A 19,946-nucleotide genomic window follows, 5' to 3' on the forward strand; every position below is an offset into this window, starting at 1 on the left:
TCAGCCGCGAAGCCGTGGAGTTGCGGAGAGATCCGCCCATTTGCGGCCGCAGCCGCTCCCCCCGGCACTCCCACGGCGTCGCGATTTCAACGGCCACGTATCCCGCGCAGCTCCGCTGGCGCGACCTCGCCCGGGCGCGCGAGCGACTCCTGCACGGCACGCAGGCGCTGGCGCAGCCGTTCGTACAGCCAGCCGCCCTTCTGCTGTTGCGTCAGGCGTTGCAGTTCGATGGCGGCGCGCGCGTGGCTGATGCGCTGCGCGACGAGATCCTTGTAGATGCGGTTGGCAACGCGCCGCCGGCGCACGGCGTCGCCGGCATCGACGAAGCCTTCGATGGCGAGCACGAGGCGTTCGAGCAGGCCCTGTTCGCGCGTGGCGCCGAGCTGGGCGCGCACCTCGGCCATCGTGTGCTCGAGGTTGGCGGCGATCTGCGCGATCTGCGCCTGGGCCACGGCGGCCTGGCCGTGCGGCGCGTGGCGCGCGGCGGCGAGTGTGGCGCGCACGTGGTCCTCGCACAGCAGGCCGTAGTCCTGGAAGGCGGCGAGCGCGGCCAGGCCGCGGCGGAAGCGCGTGGCGTCGGACCCGCGCAGATCGGCGCAGGCGTCGTGGCATTGCCCCCAGGCCTGCCAGCGATACACGAAGTCCAGGCCCGTGCCCTTGATGTTCTGGATGCCCATGACCCGGTTGTGCAGGCCGGGCGGGGTGTGCCGGGCGATGATCTCGACGATGCGGTTGCCGCTGGCGTGGTAGTCGGCGACGGTGACGAGCTTGCGTTCGAACCAGCGCCACAGCAGCGCGCGGAAGTCCGCGTCGAGCGCTGCGTCGCGTGTGCCCGGCGCGCTTTCGAGGCGCTGCGTGAAGGCGTGGTATTCGTCGTGCGCGGCGAGGTCGGCGCGCGCGCGGGCGAGGATCTCGTCGGCGTGTGCGACGCCGGCGGCGGCGAGTGCCTCGGCCAGCGCGTCGGGGCGCTTCCACAGCGCCGCGAGCGTCGCCGCGTCGTCCGGCACCTGCGGCCGCAGCATCGCCGCCAGCCGGGCATGCAGGCGCGCCGCGGTGTGGGGCTGGCGCAGGCGGCGCGCCTCGCCTTCGAGCACCGCGAGCGGAGTCGCACCGCTGGCCGGCCACAGCGTGAGCGTGGCGGCGTGCTCGTCCCAGGCCTCGCGGATGTAGCCGTGCAGGCCTTCGAGGTTGGAGCCGATGAGGAAGTGCAGGTCGGCGGCGATGTCCTCGACGAGGATGCTGGCGAACACGCGCGAGCGCGCGATGCGGTCGGCGCGGTTGTTGACGACGGTGCTGACCAGCGTGCCGGGCTCGCCGTCGACGTCGATGCGGTCGAAGCCCAGGCGCGTCCAGTTGCCCAGGCAGCCGAAGCGCTCGTTCGCCGACATGCCGTTGGCGAAGGACAGGGTGCGCCCGGCGACCGGCGCGGGCGGATACATCTTGAGCACGCCGAGATCCGGCACGACGCGGTCGGCCATCTCCTTCAGCGCGTAGTCGGGGGCGATGCCGAACTCGGCCGCCATGCGTGCGACCAGCGCGATGTTGTCGGGGTGCTCCTGGTAGGGGAAGCGCGCCAGCACGTCGGGCGCGAGCAGGCCGGATTCGAGCCAGCCGATGGTCTCGACGCGCGTGCCGAGCGCCTGCGCGGCTTCGGCGAGGATGGGGCGCATCTGCTCCTCGCTGGTCACCAGCGTCGAACCCTGCGGGATGAAGTGCGTCATCACCTGCGGGATGTCGATGCCGGCCGGTCCCTGCAGGTCTTCGTGGTCGGGGAAGGTGTTGGTGATGGTCGCGAGGTCGTCGCGCATCCAGCGCCGCTGCAGCAGTTCGACGAAGGAGGGGGTGAGCGCCATGCATTCCCACAGGAACACGTCGGCCTGCAGCTCGCTGGCGATGCGCGTGACGGCGTGCTGCTCCCAGATCGTCGCCTTGTCGTAGGGGCGGAACAGGAACATCTCGCGTAGCGGCTGGTGCGGGTGGGCGTGCAGGAACATGGCCTCGCAGCCGGTGGTCTTGCTGACGACGCCGTAGCCCAGGCTGTTGAACAGCGCCGCCTTGAGGCGCTCGGTGCCGGACTTGCCGCGCGTGCCCCAGCCGCCCACCACCAGCGGGATGTCGCGCCGCGCACGGCGCTGGCGGTGGTTCACGAGCAGGTGGCGCGCGGTGAAGGCCGCGAGCGCAGCGCCGAGGAAGAGCGAGAGCTCCGCGAGCGAGTTGCCGTAGACGGAGAAGAAGTAGTTCTGGAAGCGCTGCCACAGTTCCTCCCCGCCCCCCGCGCCCAGCGCGAAGCCGGCCGGGAAGAAGCGCGTCACGGCCGGGTCGGCGGCGTCGCCGCGGTGCGGCGTGAAGCGCAGCTCGAAGCCCAACTCGCGCAGGCGGCGGGCGTAATGGTCGGGTGCCTGCTGCGAGCCTTCGTGCCAGTTGCGCGCGTGCGCGAAGTCGGCGAAGTGCCACACCAGGCGCGCGCGCATCGCGATGCGGCGCAGGAGCGACGCGGGCGGGGCGAGCTCGGTGACGCCTTCGGGCGTGACGAGGCGCAGCGGCTGTTGCGTGCGTGGCAGGTCGAGCGCGGACAGCAGCTCGTCGGGCAGCGGCAGCCACGGGCGCGAGCCGGCCTCGCTGGCGTGGTGCAGCGGTTCGCCCGGCACCTTGGTCTGCGCGAGTTCGGCGAGGATGCGTGAGGGCGCGCGCAGGCTGCCGCGGAACACCCGGCCGGTGGTGTGGCGGAAGGCCTGGCGCTTGTCCGGCGAGGGGTGGCGCAGCTCATGCAGCCAGCGCCACAGGCGGAAGGCGAAGCGGTGGCCGCGGTGGAGCCGCCAGCCGCCGCCGCGGCGCTCGAAGTCGAGCGGGAAGCCGTCGCGCGCGAGCAGCATGGCGGCGACGCCCAGGCGCTCGGCCGGCACGGCGTCGAAGTCCTCGGGCAGGCGGCGGGCGCGGCCGGGCGGGCAGGCCTGCGCCTCGGTGCCGAGGCGGGCGACGAGCTCGCGCAACTCGATGTCGTGCAGCAGCATGAAGCGCGCGAGGGTCTCCGCGGCCCAGCGACGCACGCGCAGGTCCGGCGCGCGCTGGTGCAGGCGGCGCACCGCGTCCTCTATGCGCGCGAGCTCCATGGCGCGTCCGCCCAGTCCGGCGAAGCGCGCGCCGCGCGGACAGCTGCCGGTCGCGGCGGCAAGCAGGCGCTCGGTGACGTGCAGCGCGGTACGCAGCACGAAGGCGTCGTACTCGCGCTCGATCCGCTCGAGCAGCCACGCGAGCAGCGGCAGGCGGTCCTCGCCCGGGTGCTCTGCGATCGCGAGCAGGGCCTGGGCGCGCACCTGCGGCACGTCGTCGGCGAGCAGGGGTGGCAGGCATCGCTCGACGATCTTCGGCGGCGCAGCGTGCAGCGCCTGGGCGAGCCCCTGGCGCACGTAAGGGCTGGCGTCGGCGAGCGCGGCGGGAAGCAGCGCGGCGGCCCCGGGCAGGGTGGCGATCGCGCCTGCGGCGAGCTGCACGGCGCGCCGACGCACGAAGATGTCGTCGCCCGCGTGCGGGCGCGCGAGGCGCAGGCGCACGACTTCGAAGAAGGAGGCGGGGGCGAGCTCACGCAGCAGTTCGATGGCCTCGATCTGCTGCCACACGTAGAGGCGCGCGTCCTGGGCGCAGCGGTAGATGAACTGCACGCTGCCGGGCTGCACCGCGCCTTCGCGCTGTGCCGGCGGCAGGCCCATGAGGGCGTCGGCGAGGCAGCAAAAGGCGGCGAGACGCACGCGCGCGTGGCCCTCGAAGGCGAACAGCGCGCGCGCCGTGGCTTCGACGTCGAGACGCTGCCACAGCCAGGGGCGGCTCTGGTCGTCGGCCGCGGCGAAGGTGGCGCGGGCGTGGCGACCGAGGAGATCGAGCGCGACGGTGATGCGCCGCTCGAGCGCGGCGATGCATGTGTCGACGCGGTCGGCGAGCGCGTCGGCGCCGAACCAGCGGGCGAGCGCGGCGCGGTCGCCGGCGAGCTGCGCGCGGTTGGCGCCGAGCGCGCGGGCATGGGCGAGCAGCAGGCGGCGGCGCTCCTCGTCGCCCGCGGCGAGCCCGAGGTCGTGCAGGAAGCGGGCGTGGCGCTGGCGCAGCTCGTCGATGCCGGCCTGGCCGGCGGCGATCGTCTCGGCGAGGAAGTCGGCCAGCGGCAGGGACTCCTCGCCCTCGGGTGCAAGGCTGCCCTGGCGGCGGCGGGCGGCGAGCCAGCGCAGGTGTTCGCCGGCGAGTGCGTCGAGCACGCGTCGTTCGAGCTTGCGCTGGTGCGGCGGCAGGGCAGCGATCAGGCGTTGCCAGGCGATCACGGTTCGTCTCGCATGCGGTTGTTGTGGTCCTGCGGCGCGCGGCGCTCGCGCAGCTCGCGGAAGTCGATCTCGCCCGGGCGGAAGTCGCGGTAGCCGCGGCCGTTGCCGAAGTGCCAGGTCAGTTCGAGGCCGAACAGGTTGCGGTCGCGCGCGAGGTCGCGGCGCAGCGTGAGGCCCAGCTCCAGGCGTTCGCGTCGCGGCAGCCAGTGTTCCCAGCCGACTTCGAGGTTCAGCGAGCCGCCGGTGGAGTCGTCGGCGCGGTGGCTGTCCTCGAAATACTGGCGGCCGTCCCAGTTGGCGTCGAAACGCAACGGGCCGAGCAGCTGGCGCCAGCCGAGGCGGCCAACGAGGTGGTCGGGCGACTTCAGCGGATTCATGTCGGGGTTGGTCGTGACGCCTGCGCCCGCGTACAGCTCGGTGTCCAGCCACGGGCGCCAGGTGACGGTCTTGGCGACTTCCAGCCCGCGCGGGTGGTGGTCGCGGTAGGGGCTGTAGATGTCCTGGTCGATGCGGCCGGCGGCGAAGAAGCGGTTGGCGCCGAGGCTCTGGCCGCGCCAGAAGAGCGAGATGCGTGGCTGCATGGTCACGCGCGGGGTGAAGGCGAACAGGTGCGTCGCGCTCGCGCGCAGGCCCCACGAGGATTCGAGGTAGTCGTTGTTGCCGGGGCTCTGGGCAAAGGCGCTGCCTTCGACGTGGAAGTTCCAGTTGGTCCAGGCCGGCGCGGTGGTCGCCGCGCCGCGCAGGCCCAGCGTCGGTCCGCCGCCTTCACGCTCGCGCACGAGCAGGTCGGTGCGGTAATGGGTGTTCCAGCTCTCGGCGAAGTAGCGGTGCGTGGCGGCGAACTCGGTGAAGCGCTCGTGCTCCTCGGCGTCTTCCCGGGTCCCGTCCGCGCGCAGGCCGAACTGGCGCAGGAGACGGCTGAGCTTGCGGCTGCGTGCGACCCTTTCTGGATCCTTGCCGAGGGCGGCGTAGACCCAGTCGAAATAGCGGCCGATCCGGACGCGCGCCCGCGGCCCGGCCGGCAGGCGACGGCTCGTGCCGGCGCTGTCCTCGAAGCCGTACAGGCGGTCGCGGCGCGCGACGCCCAGGCTCCAGGTGCCGTCCTCCTGGCCGCCGAGCGGAAAGTGGTCGTCGAAGGCGATGCCGGTGCCGAGCGGGCGGTCTGCGATCGTCACGGCGGGCGGCGGCACCGGCTGCGGCTCCGCGTCGTAGGTGCGCGGCTGGCTGCGCGGACGGTCCGGGTCGACGCTGCGCAGGTGCAGGCGGTAGAGCGATTCGGTGCGGCCGTCGGCGGGCGGGAGCACGATCTCCTGCCAGCCGGCGGCGATGTGCCGGTAGCGACTCTCGCTGCGGCCATCCACCCATTCGTCGATGCGCAGCCACGCGGGGCCGTCGATCGCTACGCGCAGCGGTTCGGCACGTGTCGCGACGTGGTAGAAGCGCTCGGTACGGTCGGCGAAGCTGCGGCGGCCAGGCTCGAACAGGCGCACGCGCAGGAACTGGTCGGCGAGCGGTTGCGCGATCCACACGCGCAGCGTGTGGGCGCCGGCGGGGATGGCGATGCGGCGTGCCGTGGTGCGGCCGGGTTCGAGCACGAAGGGCAGCGGCGCGGCCTCGTCGATCTGCAGCAAGGCGGTCATCGCCTGCGGTGGCAGCGCGCCCGCGTCCTCGGCCGAGAGCGCGACTTCGATGCGCGTCGGTGCGGTGTCGTTGGCGGACACGACGAGGCGGTTCGCACCCGAGAGCAAGCGTTCGTCAGCCCCCGCCGGGGCGAGCAGGGCGCGACGCACGCGCAGGGCGGGCGATTCCGGATCCCAGCCGGCGATTTCGCGCGAACGCAGGCCGGCGCTGGCCCTGACGCTGTCGATGGGTGTCCACGCGGCGTCGCGTGCGATGCGGGCGACTAGCGCCGACAGGCCCGGCACGGCCGGATGCGCGTGCCGGATGTCCTCGGCGAGCGCGAGGGCGGCGCGTTGCCGCTCGGGCCGATGTTCGGCGAGCCAGGCGAGGCTGGTGAGGCGCTCGCGCAGCGCGGCCTCCGTGCGTTCGACCGGCCAGGCGAGCAGCGCCTGCCAGTCGCCGGCGGCGCGCAGGGCGGCATCGCTGCCGGCGCTTTCCGGGGCGGGCGCGGCCGGCAGGGGCGGAAGGGCGGGTTCCGCGAGCGTCGCGGCGTTCGCGTCGATGAGATTGCGCGCGAGCCGCACGCGTTGCGGGGCTTCGCCGGGGCGCACATCGAGCAGCGTCGAGCAGTCGAGGCAGGGCGCCGGCCAGCGCAGCGGATCCTGCACGCCCACGCCGGTGCCGGTGGCGCGCGCGGCAGCGGTGTCGGGCGTCAAACGGGGCAGGAGCGGCAGGGGCAGGGCCGCTTCCTCGATCGCAAGGCGCACGAGCAGCGCGCGGTCGCCACCGTCGACCGCGAGCTCGTGCCAGCCGGGGCCGAGCGCGATCTCCTGCACGACGGCGCGCCCCGCGGACGTCTGCGGGCGGCCGACGAGCTCAAGGGCGGGCGTGGGGGCATTCGCGGTGATCGGCGCGAGCCACTCTTGCCCGGTCTGGTGTCCGGCCTCGCGCACCCGCAGCCAGCCGTCGATGCGCGCGGCGCTGCCCGCCGGATGCAGGGGGCGCGCTTCGATGCGCAGCTTGGCCGGGCCCGCCACGCGCAGGCGCAGGGGACGTTCGGGTTCGGCGCGGAACGCGGTGAAGCCGAGGTCGCGGTCGATCGATCGCAGCGCCTGCGCGCCGGCGAAATCGGTCGCCAGGTGGGCGCCGTCCTGCCAGATGCGCGGCCCGGGGTGGCTTGCCTGCCAGTCGGCCCAGTCGGCCAGCGCACGCTCGCCATTCTTGTCCGCGGCGTCGCCGTGCAGCGCCGCGCGGATGCCGCGGGCACGCGCGAGGTGGGCCGCAAAGGCCGCGCCTTCGCCGCCGGCGCGGGCGAATTGCGCTTCGGCGTCGGCCATGCGGCCTTCGCCCAGCGCGCGCTGGGCGCGCCAGAAGGCCTGTCGCGACGGGTCGGGCAGGTCGCCCACGAGTTCGTCGAACACCGCCCACCACTGCTGCGCATGTGCGGCGCGCAGCATCGTCTCGAGCGGGCGCTCACGGCGCGGCAGCAGCAGGCCGGCCATCAGTGCGAGATCGGGTTCGCCGTTGTCGAGCAGGTTCGCCGCCAGCGCGGAGACGAGTTCGGCGGCGCTGCGCTCGCCCTCGCGCAGCAGGGCCGCGGCGCGGGTCGCCTGCTCGGCGTCGAGGTCGTGCGCGTCGCGATGCAGGGCGATCAGCCTGTCGCGCGCGCCGTGGCGGGCCGCGGGGTCGGCGTCGTGCAGCATGCGCTGGCGCAGCAGGCGCTCGGCGACGTGGTCCTCGCCCAGCTGGCGCAGCGCGGTGACGCGCCCGGCGAAGGCCTGTTCGCGTTCGGCCGCGACCGGGCTGGCGAGCGCGGCGGACCATGCTTCGAGGGCGCCCAGCCATTGACCGCGGGTGGCGAGCTTTTCGGCCTCGCGCAGCGCTTGGGTTGCGGGGGCAGCGTCGCGACGGGCTGCGGCGGCGTCGGGCGGGGCGACGCCGATGGCGAACTGGGCCGCCTGCGCACGCAGCAGGCGCGCGAGCGGCTGCCAGTGGCTGTCGGCCTCGGCAGCGGACGGCGCGGCGAAGTCGGGGGCGGTGCCCAGCGTCGCGAGGAAGGGCGCGATTGCGCCGGCGTCCGCCGCCTGTCCGCCGTGCAGGGTGCGCGCCGCTTCGATCCACGCACGTTCGGTGAGCTGGAAGGGTTTGGATGCGCGGTAGGCGAGCGCGATCCACAAGGGCTGTCCGTCTGCACCTGCGCGCCATACACGCACCCGACGGACGCCGCCGGGCAGCGGCAGCTCCGCGATGCGCGCAGCCACCAGGGGGCCAGGCAGGTGGCGGCGGCTGAAGGCACCCGAGAGGGTGCCCGTGCCGTAGGCGTCGCCGTCGTCCTCGTTCGCCGGGTGCGCCGCGCCGTCGGCCGGTGTGTCGCGGAAGCGCTCCTGCTGCAGGCGCAGCGCGGCTTCGCCGCCCGAAGGGACGAAGGCCGCGCCGGGCTGTTCGGGGTAGGGTACGAGCGTCAGCGGCACCGGCGCCGCATCGTCGTATTGCACGAAGACGGCCATTTCCGCGGCGGCCGCGTCGCCATGCACGGCGACGCGCAGCGCGGATGGCGCGAAGCGTTCGGGCAGGTCGTAGGCATATGCGCGGGCGGCGTCGCTGCCGCCCAGGGGCAGGAATCGGCCCGCCGCGAGGCTGCCGGGCAGTTCGTCCGCATGCTGGCCGGCGAGCACCGTGCCGCGGCCTTCTCCTTCGCCTGCGGTATCGGCACGCAGTCGCGGGGCGAGGAACCATGCGTGACGCAGCGCGCCGGGCTGGTTCTTTTCGCGCGGCAGCAGATCGCGATAGTAGGTGTGGAGCGCATAGTCGCCTGCCTCGCTGCGCAGCGTCGGGTCGTCGCGGCGCAGTGCGGCGACTTCGCGCATCGCCGCCGTGCCGACGGCCCCGCCCTCACGATGGCGGTTGTCGCGCGCGAGCTGCAGCGCCGCGGCCTGCACCGCGGCCGGCGAGATGCGCTCGCGCGCGGCGACGATTTTCGCCGCGTCCTTGCCCGCGTCGCCCCAGCCGGAGAGGCGCAGCGCGAGCGGCGGCTCCTGCACGATCGCGGCGCGTGCCTCGGCGGCCGTGGTGTCGGGGGCGTTCAGCGCCGGCACGAGATAGTCGGGGTCGGCCTGCGACAGCAGGCGTGCGATCACCGGCGCGCTGGTCGCGAGGCTCAGGCGGTGGCGCCCCTCCGGCACCTCGAAATAGCCTTCCTTCTCGCGGCTGACGACGCTTTCGCGTCCGTCGATCGCCACCGTCCACGCGTTCTCGGCGCCGGTCGCGAACGCCAGCGTCGCGAGCGGCTGGTCGTCCAGCGTTGCGACGGCGCGCCAGTGCTGGGCGCTCGCGGCTTCATGCGCCGGGTGGCGCAGGCGCAGGCGCAGCGCGAAGCGTGCCGGGCCTTCGACGTCCAGCGTGACGGGAGCTGCCGGTTCGATCGCCCAGTAGTGCAGCGGGCGGCTGCCCCGCTGGTGCTGCACGTCGAGCGGCTCGCCCGGCAGCTCGTGCAGCTGGCGGTAGGGGGCGATGCGGCCGAGCGGTTCGCGCCGCGACACGAACAGCGCCATTTCGAGCGCCTCGCCGTGCCCCGCGGCGAGCGACACGCGCGCGAGCTGCGGGCCGGCCTGGAGCGCAGCGTCCGTGGCTTCGACGAGCCAGTCCAGCCCGTCGGCGCTGCGGCGCGGGCGCTGCGCAGCATACAGGCCGGTGCCGTTCGAGAAGGCAATCGTCAGCGCCCCGTCCGGTGCCGCGAGCGCGTGCTTGGCAGCGTCGTCCAGGGCGCGCACGCGCAGGCTCTCGCCCGCCGGGATGCGCAGCGTGACGGACTCACCCGGCGCGAGGCGCACCGCGTGCAGCCCGGCAGCGGTACGCCAGGCCGGTCGCACGCCGCGGGTCCAGTAGGGCCGGCCCGGCCCGACGTTGTCCCAGCGCAGCGGCAGCTCGAACTGCGTCAGCAGCCGCAGCTGCACCTCGTCGACCTGCGCGGCGCTGCCCCCGGCGAACAGCGCGAGGCTCGCGGCCACACAGCAGGCGAGCGGCTTGCGGGTCGGGCGAAAGCGCGGGGGGCGGGGAGCGGACGGGCGGATCATGGCTGGAGACAGGTGAGAAAGTTCGCGCGCGCTGCGGGGTCGTCGCGCAGCGCGAGCCGCAGGCTGCGGCTGATCTCGACATGCACGAAGCCGCCGTAGCCCAGGCCGCGCAGCGTGCGGCCCTGCACGTTGGTCGTGCCGCCGAGCTCGCGCACGTCGTCGGGGTAAAGGGCGACGCTGCGGCCCAGGCGCGAGGCGAGGCAGTCGCGCTGGCGGCGCAGCGCGTCGTCGGGCACCGCCGTTCCGTCGGCGAGGATCAGCGCCGCGTCGGCGCCGGCTTCGGTGCGGCGCTTGTCGGGATCGTAGCCGTGGATCTGCAGGCTGTGCCCCTGTGGCCAGGCGCGCGCCGTGGCGCGCACGAAGGCGTTGAACCAGGTGCCAGGGAGGTGCGCCAGATCGGCATCGACCTGTGCGCCGTCCCGTTCGTAGCGACGCGGCACCGTGTTCCACGCGGCGGCGGCGAAATCGCCCTCGGCGAACAGCGCCAGTCCGATGTCGCGCGTCATCTCGTCCTTGAAGCCGTGCGGGACGTGCAGCACGTCGGGGCGCGCGCCGTGGCGGAAGACGTAGAAACCGCGCCCGCGCAGCGCATCCTCGCGCTCGCGCACGATCACCAGCGGACCGTCGCGTTCGATGACGAGACCGAGTTCGCGCATCTCCGCGCGCAGCGCGTCGGGCGGCGAGCCGGCGGTGAGGCGGTCGAACAGGCGCTCCGCGCGCGCGAGTTCGTCGCTGTCCGGGGCGACGTAGTGCCCCCCGCGGATCGCCTCCGCGAGGCGCGGTGCGATCGTCGTCGCCAGTGTCGTGCTGCCGGTCTTCGAGGCCGCCTGCGTGTCATCCCCTGCGGTGGCAGGTGGCGTGCAGACCATCAGCAGGGCGGTTAGTGACCGGCCAATGAGACAGCGAATACCGTTCGCCCTGAGCCTGTCGAAGGGCACTGGCAGGGCTTCGACAGGCTCAGCCCGAACGGTATGGGGGCGCCGGGCCCACGGCACGCTCTTGCGCCCGGGTTTACTCGACCGCCACATGGCGCACCTCCGCTTCCTCGAAGATCCGCCGCCGCGCCTCGACCCCCGGCCTGATGCGTGACAGCGCGAGATAGCCGGGCGGGCCTTCCTCGATGCGGAAGACGACGCGGTAGCGTCCCGGCGCTGCGCCTGCGGGGATCACGATCTGCACCGGCTGGCCGGCGTCGCTGCGTTCGCCCTGCGTGTCGAACACCGGCGCCGACCAGCTCGGGTCGGGCCGCACATCATAGCGGCGGTCGTCGAACAGCCAGCCCGGCAGCGGCGTCAGCGCCGCGGGGGCGGGCCCCTCGATGCGTGCGGAGATCCGGCTGCGCCCCTGCCATCCTGCCGGCTGGAACAGGCGCGCGCTCAGGATCTCCTCGTCGCGCGTGTTGCGCTCGACCTCGAACGCGACCTCGCGCTCGACGCGTGCCGCGAGGCGCAGCGAATAGGCGTCCGCAGCCGGTGTCGCGTGGTTGATGAAGAGTCGCGGCCGTCGCGTGGCGCCGCGGGTGCCGTCGCCGGCGCTGTTGCTGGCGTTATTGCTGGCGAATTCGACCTTGAGCGTGTGCGCGCCGGCGGGGAGCGGCGGCAGGCGCGTCTCCCCATACCGGCCACGGCCGCCGAAGGCGTGGTGCGGGCGGCCGTCGAGCATGACCGTGGCACTGAAGGGCGTGTCGTCCGGGGAGATCCACAGCAGGGCCGGGGAAACCTGGCGCAGGCCCATCCACGCGGGGAAGTCGAGCCGTTGCGCGCGGCCCGCAGCCAGTGGCGAAAAGGTCGAGGGCAATGCCTCCTCGCGCACCGCGCTGCCGGCTTCCCGTGGCGTCAGCAACTGGCGCGCAAGCCAGCGTCCGCCGGGTCGGAAATCCTCGTAGGTGAAGCGCCCGCTCTGCAGTTCGGGCCGCTCCCTGGGTGGACGCGGCTGCACCGCGACGAGCTGGCTGCCGTTGCCGGCGATCAGGCGCTCGTAGTCCTGCGGCAGGATCGGGAACCACGCCGGCACGCGCAGTCCCTTCGCGTCGAAGTCGTAGCGGTCCTCGGGGGCGCGGATCTGGCGCGGGAGCTGCGCAGGGCGGGTCGAGACGCCCACCAGCACCGGCGAGCGCGAAGCGCTTTTCGCTGCGGTGCCGAGGCGCAGGGCGGTCGCCTGCGGCGGCACGGAGAAGAAGAGCTCCGTGGGTTCCGACACCACGCTGCCTCGCAGTGCGCCGAGCGGCTCGTCGTAGCGCGAGCCATCGGCAATCAGCGGCACCTCGCCTTCGCGCAGCACCGAGCCGTCGGCGGCGGTGAAGGCGTAATGCAGCAGCGGCGCCGCGGCCGGGTTTGCGGCGGTCTGCAGATGGCGCGCCTCGACCCTGACCGGCGTCGCCGCGCCGTCTGCATGCGCGATCGTGAAGCTCACCGGCTGCGCCGAGTGGGCGACGAACAGGCGCTGGAACAGCCTTTCCGGCGTGATCTCGGTGCGCGCGCCCGCGATGTCCATGAAGGCGCGGACGGCGAGCGGCCGGTTCGCCTCCAGCTCGACGAGCCCGCCGCCGAAGCGCCGTTCGCCGCGCAGCGGCATGGCGCCCTCCGCCGCGGCGAGCGGGATCGCGACGTCTTCCTTCAGGAGGCTGTCGCCGGCATGCCAGCGCCCCGCGAGCCGCGGAGTGCCGGGCTCCCCGGTCGAATCGCCGTCGGCGGCCAGCGGGATCGCCTCGAACTCGACCTTGCCGCCGCCCTCGGGCAGCGGGAACACGACGGGACGGCCCGGCGCGGCGACGAGTCCGGCGGGCGGAACCGGGTCGTCGACCGGCTCACCCTCGACATCGCGCAGCACGTACAGGTCCCGCCCCCTGAAATCCACGCCGCGCGCGCCCTGCGGACCCGCGGGCTGCCACTGGTTGTGCAGCAGGTTGCGGCGTTCCGCTTCCGTGAGCAGTTCGTGCGCATACACGCTGCCTTTCGCCAGCGAGCTCTTCTGCCGCTCGGACAGGCGCTGCCACAGGTGGTCGAGCTGACGTTCGCTGGCCGCTTCCGGGAAGTAGGCGCGCACCGCGACGTCGGCGATGTCGGGGTCGCCGTCGGCGAGGCGGATGCGCAGCCGCGCGGCCTGGGGCAGGCCGCCGAGGTTCAGCATCACGACGACGCCCGTGACCGGGCTCAGGGTCTCGTCGAGGTAGAAGGACGGGGTGACGATGCGCTCGTCGGGCAGGCGCAGCTCGGCCAGGTCGGTGCGATGGTGGTGGCGCCGGCCCAGCAGCACCGCGCCCTCGCCGTCGGTGATCTCGATGTCGAGCGCGTAGCGCCAGCGCCGCCGCGGGTCGGCCGTGCGCGCCTCGCGCGCTTTCGCGAGGTCGTACAGGTTGGCGTTGCTGACGATGCGCACGCGGTCCGCGCCAGCCGGCACCGGGAAGCTGAGCCAGCGTTCGCGCTCGGCGAGGTAGGTCGCCGCGATGGTCGCCTGCGGCACCATCTCCAGCTTCCAACCGTTGCCGTCGCGCAAGAGCAGGGACGAGGTGTCGAAGGCCGCGAAGCGCGGCGCGAGCCACCACGCGGCGAGCGCCACCAGCGCGACGGCAAGCAGGCGTGCGAGCCATTTCATCGCGCGTCCTCCGCCAGCAGCCAGCCTGCGCGGCCCTCGACGAAGACATCGAGGCTTGCGCGCAGCGCGTCGCGCTTCAGCACGACCGCGCGTTCCGGCTCGCGCGCCGTGAGGTTCGCGATGCCGAGCAGTCCGCCGTCGCGATCGAGAACCGCGAGGAAACCCTGGCGCGAGCCGAGATCGACGATGCGCTCGAAGCGCAGCTGCGGATGCGCGGTGAGCGCGGCGTGCAGCACGACGATGTCCTGGCTGGCGACGTAGCGCCCGAGCATCGTGCGCAGCGAGGGGGGCACCGATCCCGCCGGCCGATCATGTCGCGCTACGTAGGCGGCGAGATCCTCCTCGACGCTGCGCAGGCCCAGCGCCATCGTCTGCGCCTGCTGCGCGGTCGCACCGGTCTGCTGGCGGAAGCCGGCGCGCGCCAGCGGCGAGGCCCAGAAGGTTACGAACTCCTTGTCCTGCGTCGCGTTCAGGTAGAACACCTGTGGCATCGCCCCGACCTCGTAGCCTGCGCTCGCCAGTTCGCCGCCCGCGAAGGCGGTGCTCAGACCGTAGCGCCCGAACAGCTCCACCAGCCGCCGCCCGCGCTCCCCCAGCTGCGCCACATCGAGTGCGCCATTGCCCGCTGCGAGCAGCACGTCGGCGGCGGGCAGTGGTGCGTCCGAGCGTTCGCTCATCGCACGGCTCTGCACCGTCATCAGCGGCGCGTCGCCAGCGTGGCGCAGGATGGCCTGGCCGACCACGTTGAATGCGTTCTCCTTGTTCGCGAGGCGCACGATGTCGGCGCTGCCGTCGCGGTTCGCCGCCGGGCTCGCGCCGCCGATCAGCAGCGCCCGGGCGCGCAGCGACTCGAACAGCGACACCGCCATCTCGAAGGAATTGTGCTCGAACAGCGGCCGCGGCGCGCCGACGACGAAGGCTTCCGCGGACCCGAGGCGGAACACGTAGGTGCCCCAGTAGCGCCGCGCGTCGGTCGCGCCGGGCGGGCGCTCGGCTTCGGCGAGGATCAGGTAGTCGGTGCCGCTGCCGAGGTGGCGGTAGCGCAGCAGCGCGTAGCCCAGCGCCGTCGCCGCGCTCTGGATTACGCGCAGCTCCGCGATGCCGTCCGCGGTCCAGGCACCGTCGCGGTAATGGTCGGCGGCCGCGGCCAGCAGCGGCGTGACGACCTCGTCGTCGAAAAACAGCAGGTCCTCGACCGCCGGCTGCGCGTAAAGATCGGTGCCCGACGGGGCAATGCGTGTCGGATCGGACAGCAGCCAGTCCTGCAGGTAGCCTTCGATGCTCTTGTCGGACACCGTCTCGCCGACGCTGCGCTCGGTGGCCAGTGCGCGCCCGAGCAGGCGGCGCATGTCGTCGCGGTGCAGCTGCAGTTCGGCGAAACCCGCATACAGCGTGTCGCGTTGCAGGTTCGGCAGCGGCAGCTCGCCCCAGCGCAGCGCGACGCTGCCGGCGAGCTCGCGCAGGCGCGCGAGGTCCAGCCCGTCGGGCAGCGTGCCCTTGACCCACAGCAGCGAGGCCGGCTCGCCTTCCGGCGGGCGCTGCAGCTCGTTGCGCCAGCCCTGCGCGATGCGCGCCGATTCGGCCGTGTAGCCGCGCACCTGCAGCACTTCGCGGGCACCGAACACCTGGTGGAACATCTGGAACACCGTATTCGGCGCGCGCAACACGTCGGCGCTGCCGTCCTTGTTCGCATTGCGCGTCGAGCCCGCGATGGCCAGCGACTGCGCGCGCATAGAGCGGAACAGCCACGCCCCGGATTCCGCGCTGCCGCGCTCGTCGAGCGGCGCCGGCACCTCGATCGCGAGCTCGGTATCTGCGTCCAGGTCGACCACGTACAGGCCCCAGAAGCGCGCCGGATCACCGTCGCGCAGCAGCAGGTAGCGCCCCTCGATGCGTTCGACGCGGAAACCGATGCCCTCCAGCTGCTTCATCGCCGCCGACAGTCGCGCCGGCTCGCGGTCGCGCCGGTACTCCGCGAGCTGGGAGAAGCCCTGGCGCAGCCGGTCGAGTTCGAAGGCGTTGGGCGTGGGCACCGACACCTGCAGCCGCGTGCGGTACGCGGCGATGCGCGCCTCCCGCACCAGCTCGACGAGCTTCCCGTCACGCGTCGGCGGCGTCTCTGCCGTCGTGCTGCCGGCATGGGCGGTGTCCGTCGCATCGGGCAGGAAAGACAGCGCGAAGCCCGCCAGCGTCGCGACGAAGGCGGCCACCAGCGAAGTCTGCAGCACCGCCCGCGTCATGCGCGCATAGATGCCCTTGTCGTGCATCTTGAGCGCGAGCAGCGTCGGCAGCAGATAGCCGAAGCCGTACAGGTCGGTGATCTTCTGCTCCGGCACGAACCACAGCACCAGCCACGCGATGACGAACTTGTAGGCGAAGCTGATGTTGAAGAACAGCATCAGCTTGCGCCCGCCCTCCACCGTCACGCCGCGGAAGGCGGGCAGCTTCAGCACCGCGTGCGCGAGCAGCAGGATCACCGTCGCCTCGGCGAAGGATGCGAGGATCTTGCCCGGCTGGTACCACTGCAGCGCCAGCAGCGAGGGCACCAGGATGCCCGCGAAGTCCCAGCCGTACAGCAGGTTCATGCGCGACGCGAGGAAGGCCGTCGCGATCAGGATGATGTAGGCCTTGGGGCTCGCGAGGATGGAGGCCGCGATGTCCTCGTACATGTAGGACAGCGAGCTGATGTTGAAATTGGTCGCCGTCATCAGCCCGTAGCGCACGATCACGAGCGTCACGCCGGTCGTAACGACGAGCGGCAGCAGGCCGCGCAACAGCCCGGTCTTCCAGAAGTTGTTCGCGATCAGCGCGACGATGATGAGGCCGAAGCTGTGCAGGTTGTTGCGATAATCGAACTGCATGCCGAAGGCGTCGTTCAGCCACTCCCCCAGCGCCGGCAACGCGAAGCCGTCCATGCCGATGCGTACCAGCACGCTGCACAGCACCAGCGCGAAGAAGCGGTCGCGGCCGAAGAAATTGCTCCAGCCCGTATGGCGCGACAGGAACTCGGAGTAGAACCACACCAGCGCGTAGGTGAGGATGCCCTCGCCGACGACCACCGCGGCGGCGGCCGGTTTCGCCAGCAGCAGCGGCACGAGATAGCCCGGCACGACCAGGCCGGACAGCACCCAGCCCAGGCGCAGGTTGAAGAACACCACGACCGCGACGCCGATCCACACGGTCGTCACGACCGAGCCGGCAAGTCCCCCTTCGGGAAAAAGTGGCAGCGGTAACCACTCAGGCATCGGCACCCGCCAGTTCCAGCGCCCGCTGCAGGAAACCGTCCATGTCGAGCGGCTTGTGCAGGATCGCGCTCACGCCCAGTGCCTCGAGGCGCTCGCGCTGGCGCGCGTCGCGGATCGCCGACAGCACGATCACCGGCGTGTCGAGCGCGGCGACCTCGCGCATCCAGCGCACCAGCTGCTCGCCGTCGCGCACCGGCATCATGAGGTCGGTCACGACCAACCGGTAGGCCGTGCCGCCAAGCTTCCCGATCGCCTCGTCGCCGTCGCGGGCGACATCGACCGCGAGGCCGCGGCTGGCCAGCAGGCCTTCGACGACGCACGCGACCAGCGGCTCGTCCTCGACCACCAGCACGCGGGGAAGGGAGGTTGCGCTCATTGGAAACTCCTCAGTACCAGGGCGATCCTGAAACCCTCGCCCAGTGCGGTGGACACCTGGGTCTGGCCGCCCCAGTGGCCGATGTGCTGCAGCGCGCGGCGCAACCGGGCGAAGGTGTCGTCGCCCGCGGGGGCCGCGGCTGCGAGGCTTGCGTCCAGGCGCTCCTGCGGCAGGCCGAAGCCGCTGTTGGTCAGCACGATCTCGACATGGTCCGCACGGTCGGTCATGTTCAGGCCGATGCGCGAACCCTCCACGGCGTCGTCCAGCAGGAAGTCGAGCAGCGTCGCCAGTGTCGCCTGCAGCTCGCGTGGATTCGCATAGGCCAGCAGGGGCGTCGTCGGCACGTGCACGTCGAAGCCGATGCTGCGCTCGGCCGCGCGGGCGCGCAGCTCATCGACCGCACGCGCAGCCGGTTCGCGCGGGTCGACCGGATAGCTGCCGCCGAAATCCACCTGCAGCTCGTGCGTCAGCAGATCCTGCACGCGCTCCACGGTCGTCGCCGCCTTGCGGCACTGGGCGTCGATCAGCGGGATCATCCCGGACAGCGCGGCGGGATTCATTTCGAGCAGTTTCGTCGCACCCAGCACCGCCGTGAGGTGATTGTTGAGCTGATGGTTGAGGTAGCTCACGAGCCCGGTTTTGACGCCATACAGGCGATGGATGTCGGTGACGTCGACCAGTTCGAGGAGGAGCCCGTGGCTTCGGAACGGCGTGGTGTCATCCGCCGATTCGGGATCCTGCTCCAGCGATCGCAGGCTCAGGATGTAGTGGCCCGGGGTGTCGCCCGGCAGCTGCGCCGGCAGCACCGTCGGAGCGCTGGCGGAGAGCAGCGCCTGCACCGTCTGGCGCACGCGACCGGCATCCTGACCGGAGAGCGTCGCGATCAGGTCCGCCGCGGTCATGCCGTAGGGGGCCAGCCCGGCGTCGGTCAGCAGCCGGCTCATGCGCTCATTCACCAGCACCACGCGGCCGAACAGGTCGAACACGATCGCCGCCGTTGACAGGCCCGCAAACAAGTGCTCGAAGCTCGACACGCGCCGCTCCAGCGCGACGATCGCCTGCGACAGGCGGCGGTGCAGCGCAAGCGCATCGTCGTTCAGGTAGCGGCGCCACGCCGCTCCCTCGCTCGCCCGCCGCGCCTGCCACAGCTGACGCTGGTACAGCAGCTCGCCGATCTGTCCGGCGATGTTGTCGACCATCGCGCGGAAGTGCGCGGCATCGCCGATGCGTTCCTCCTCCAGGCCGAAGGCCCAGAAGCCCAGCACCTCGCCGCCGAAGATCAGCGGCGCCAGGAACTGCCGTTCGCGGCCGAGCTGCACCTTCAGGTAGGGCCGCCGCCCGACGTCGATCTCCACCACGCCGCGCTGTTCGATCGCCAGCGTGTAGGGCACGCGCTGGTAGTCGCGGCGCATCTCGTCGATGTCGCCGATCGAGCAGCGCAGCGCGTGGATCTCGCGCACCCTATGATCGTCCGGCACGCGCTCGAGGAAGATCGTGCGGTTCGACTGCAGGATCTGGTCGACCAGGTTGGTCACGTAGATCCAGTGCTCGTCGGTCTCCGCGAAGCCCGGCGGCAGGTAGCGGTTCTGCAGCTTGGTCGAGGTCTCGCCGATCAGCTTGCGCAGGCGCCGGTCCTCGGCGAGCGACTTGGCGCGATACACCAGCGGGAAGGCCAGCGCGGTCATCAGCGACAGCTCGAGCACCGGCGGCCACAGGTCGAAGAGACGCATGGTCAGCCACGCGAACGGAACGCTGCCGGCGATCAGCGCAAGGCTCACCCAGAAGGCCGAGAACAGGCGCAGCGGCTGGAAGGCGACGACCAGCGCGACGCCGCTGAGGATCAGCGCCAGGGCGCTGGCGATCGGGCCGAAGTCGTGCACCGCCTTGTCTTGCAGCAGGCTGTCGAGCGCGAGGCCGTGCACCTCCAGCTGCGACAGGCGCTTGCCGCGCGGCATGCCCGGGGCGTCGTAGTGCGCGAGCCAGGGCTGCGCCGCATGCCCCACCAGCACCGTGCGGCCCTGCACCAGCTCCGGCACCGGCAACTCGCGCTCCAGCCGGTCGGCGCCGATGCGCGGCAGGCTCGTGCCGCGGTGGTAGTTGATGCCGAACACCGGCGGAACCGGCGCACGGCCCGCCGCCACCGCCGCCGCCTTCTCGATGCCGGGCAGCAGGCGGGGTCTGATGCGGAAATCGCCGAACTGGCCGCGCTGCGAGCCGCCCTCGCCGAGGGGCAGAGCGACGAGCGCCGTCTTCAGGCGCTCGGCGAGGTCGGCGGGCAGCGCCTCGGGGGCGCGCAACTGCGGGGGATCGCCGGATTCAAGCGGAGCACGGCCGACCAGCACGCGCTCGTCGCCCCACGCCGCGAGCCCGCGCAGCTCCGCTTCCGCGAGCGGCGAAACGAATATGAGCTGCCGCGCGCCGGCGGCGAACAGCCGCTCGCCGAGTTGCGGCCAGTCGTGTGCCTCGCCGGGGCGCGTCTCCACGAGCAGCACCTCGTAGCGCGCGCTCGACGGTTCGCCCATCGTCCCGACGATGAAGTCGTAATAGACGTGGTCGAGGGCGCGCAGTCCCCCCAGCATCGAAATCAGCCACACCGCGACGACCGCGGTGGCGCCGGCGACGAAGCCCGGAAGCTCGCGCAGGCGTTGCCACAGGATCGCAAGTTGCATCCCTTGGCTTCCCCTTTTCAGACCAAAAGTGCGGCGAGTCCCCTCGGGTGCACGCACGCATG

General features: G+C 72.6%; 7 protein-coding genes. All 7 read right to left on the reverse strand.

Going from position 1 to position 19,946, the window contains the following annotated elements:
- Positions 1-86: 86 nt before the first annotated feature.
- The 7 genes from U5817_RS01100 to U5817_RS01130 all read right to left on the reverse strand — a co-directional run bounded on the left by U5817_RS01100 (position 87) and on the right by U5817_RS01130 (position 19,884).
- Positions 87-4,307, reverse strand: a complete 4,221-nt coding sequence (locus tag U5817_RS01100; RefSeq protein ID WP_407279427.1) for a hypothetical protein — start codon at positions 4,305-4,307, stop codon at positions 87-89.
- Entirely contained in the window at positions 4,304-10,000 is a 5,697-nt protein-coding gene (locus U5817_RS01105) for a hypothetical protein (RefSeq protein ID WP_407279428.1), read from the reverse strand. Before U5817_RS01105 ends, U5817_RS01100 begins: the two co-directional genes overlap by 4 nt.
- Entirely contained in the window at positions 9,997-10,869 is an 873-nt protein-coding gene (locus U5817_RS01110) for a hypothetical protein (protein WP_407279429.1), read from the reverse strand. The genes U5817_RS01105 and U5817_RS01110 overlap by 4 nt, the downstream gene beginning before the upstream one ends.
- Positions 10,870-11,011: 142 nt before the next feature.
- On the reverse strand, positions 11,012-13,594 hold the full coding sequence (locus tag U5817_RS01115; RefSeq protein WP_169132537.1) for a hypothetical protein: 2,583 nt from the start codon (positions 13,592-13,594) through the stop codon (positions 11,012-11,014).
- Positions 13,591-16,839: a poly-gamma-glutamate biosynthesis protein PgsC/CapC gene (locus tag U5817_RS01120; RefSeq protein WP_407279431.1), complete on the reverse strand. Its 3,249-nt coding sequence runs from the start codon at positions 16,837-16,839 to the stop codon at positions 13,591-13,593. Before U5817_RS01120 ends, U5817_RS01115 begins: the two co-directional genes overlap by 4 nt.
- Entirely contained in the window at positions 16,832-17,215 is a 384-nt protein-coding gene (locus tag U5817_RS01125; protein WP_169132539.1) for a response regulator, read from the reverse strand. Before U5817_RS01125 ends, U5817_RS01120 begins: the two co-directional genes overlap by 8 nt.
- A complete protein-coding gene (locus tag U5817_RS01130; RefSeq protein WP_407279432.1) occupies positions 17,212-19,884 on the reverse strand; it encodes a hypothetical protein in 2,673 nt (890 codons plus the stop codon). Before U5817_RS01130 ends, U5817_RS01125 begins: the two co-directional genes overlap by 4 nt.
- Positions 19,885-19,946: the final 62 nt, after the last annotated feature.

Source organism: Aromatoleum evansii (assembly GCF_045689615.1).
In the GTDB taxonomy this organism is placed as follows: domain Bacteria; phylum Pseudomonadota; class Gammaproteobacteria; order Burkholderiales; family Rhodocyclaceae; genus Aromatoleum; species Aromatoleum evansii.

What these genes read in the sequence shown, in the direction of transcription:
- U5817_RS01115 (WP_169132537.1), bottom strand. Translation starts at nt 13,594, where the DNA reads ATGAAATGGCTCGCACGCCTGCTTGCCGTCGCGCTGGTGGCGCTCGCC.
- U5817_RS01110 (WP_407279429.1), bottom strand. Translation starts at nt 10,869, where the DNA reads ATGGTCTGCACGCCACCTGCCACCGCAGGGGATGACACGCAGGCGGCC.
- U5817_RS01120 (WP_407279431.1), bottom strand. Translation starts at nt 16,839, where the DNA reads ATGCCTGAGTGGTTACCGCTGCCACTTTTTCCCGAAGGGGGACTTGCC.
- U5817_RS01125 (WP_169132539.1), bottom strand. Translation starts at nt 17,215, where the DNA reads ATGAGCGCAACCTCCCTTCCCCGCGTGCTGGTGGTCGAGGACGAGCCG.
- U5817_RS01130 (WP_407279432.1), bottom strand. Translation starts at nt 19,884, where the DNA reads ATGCAACTTGCGATCCTGTGGCAACGCCTGCGCGAGCTTCCGGGCTTC.
- U5817_RS01105 (WP_407279428.1), bottom strand. Translation starts at nt 10,000, where the DNA reads ATGATCCGCCCGTCCGCTCCCCGCCCCCCGCGCTTTCGCCCGACCCGC.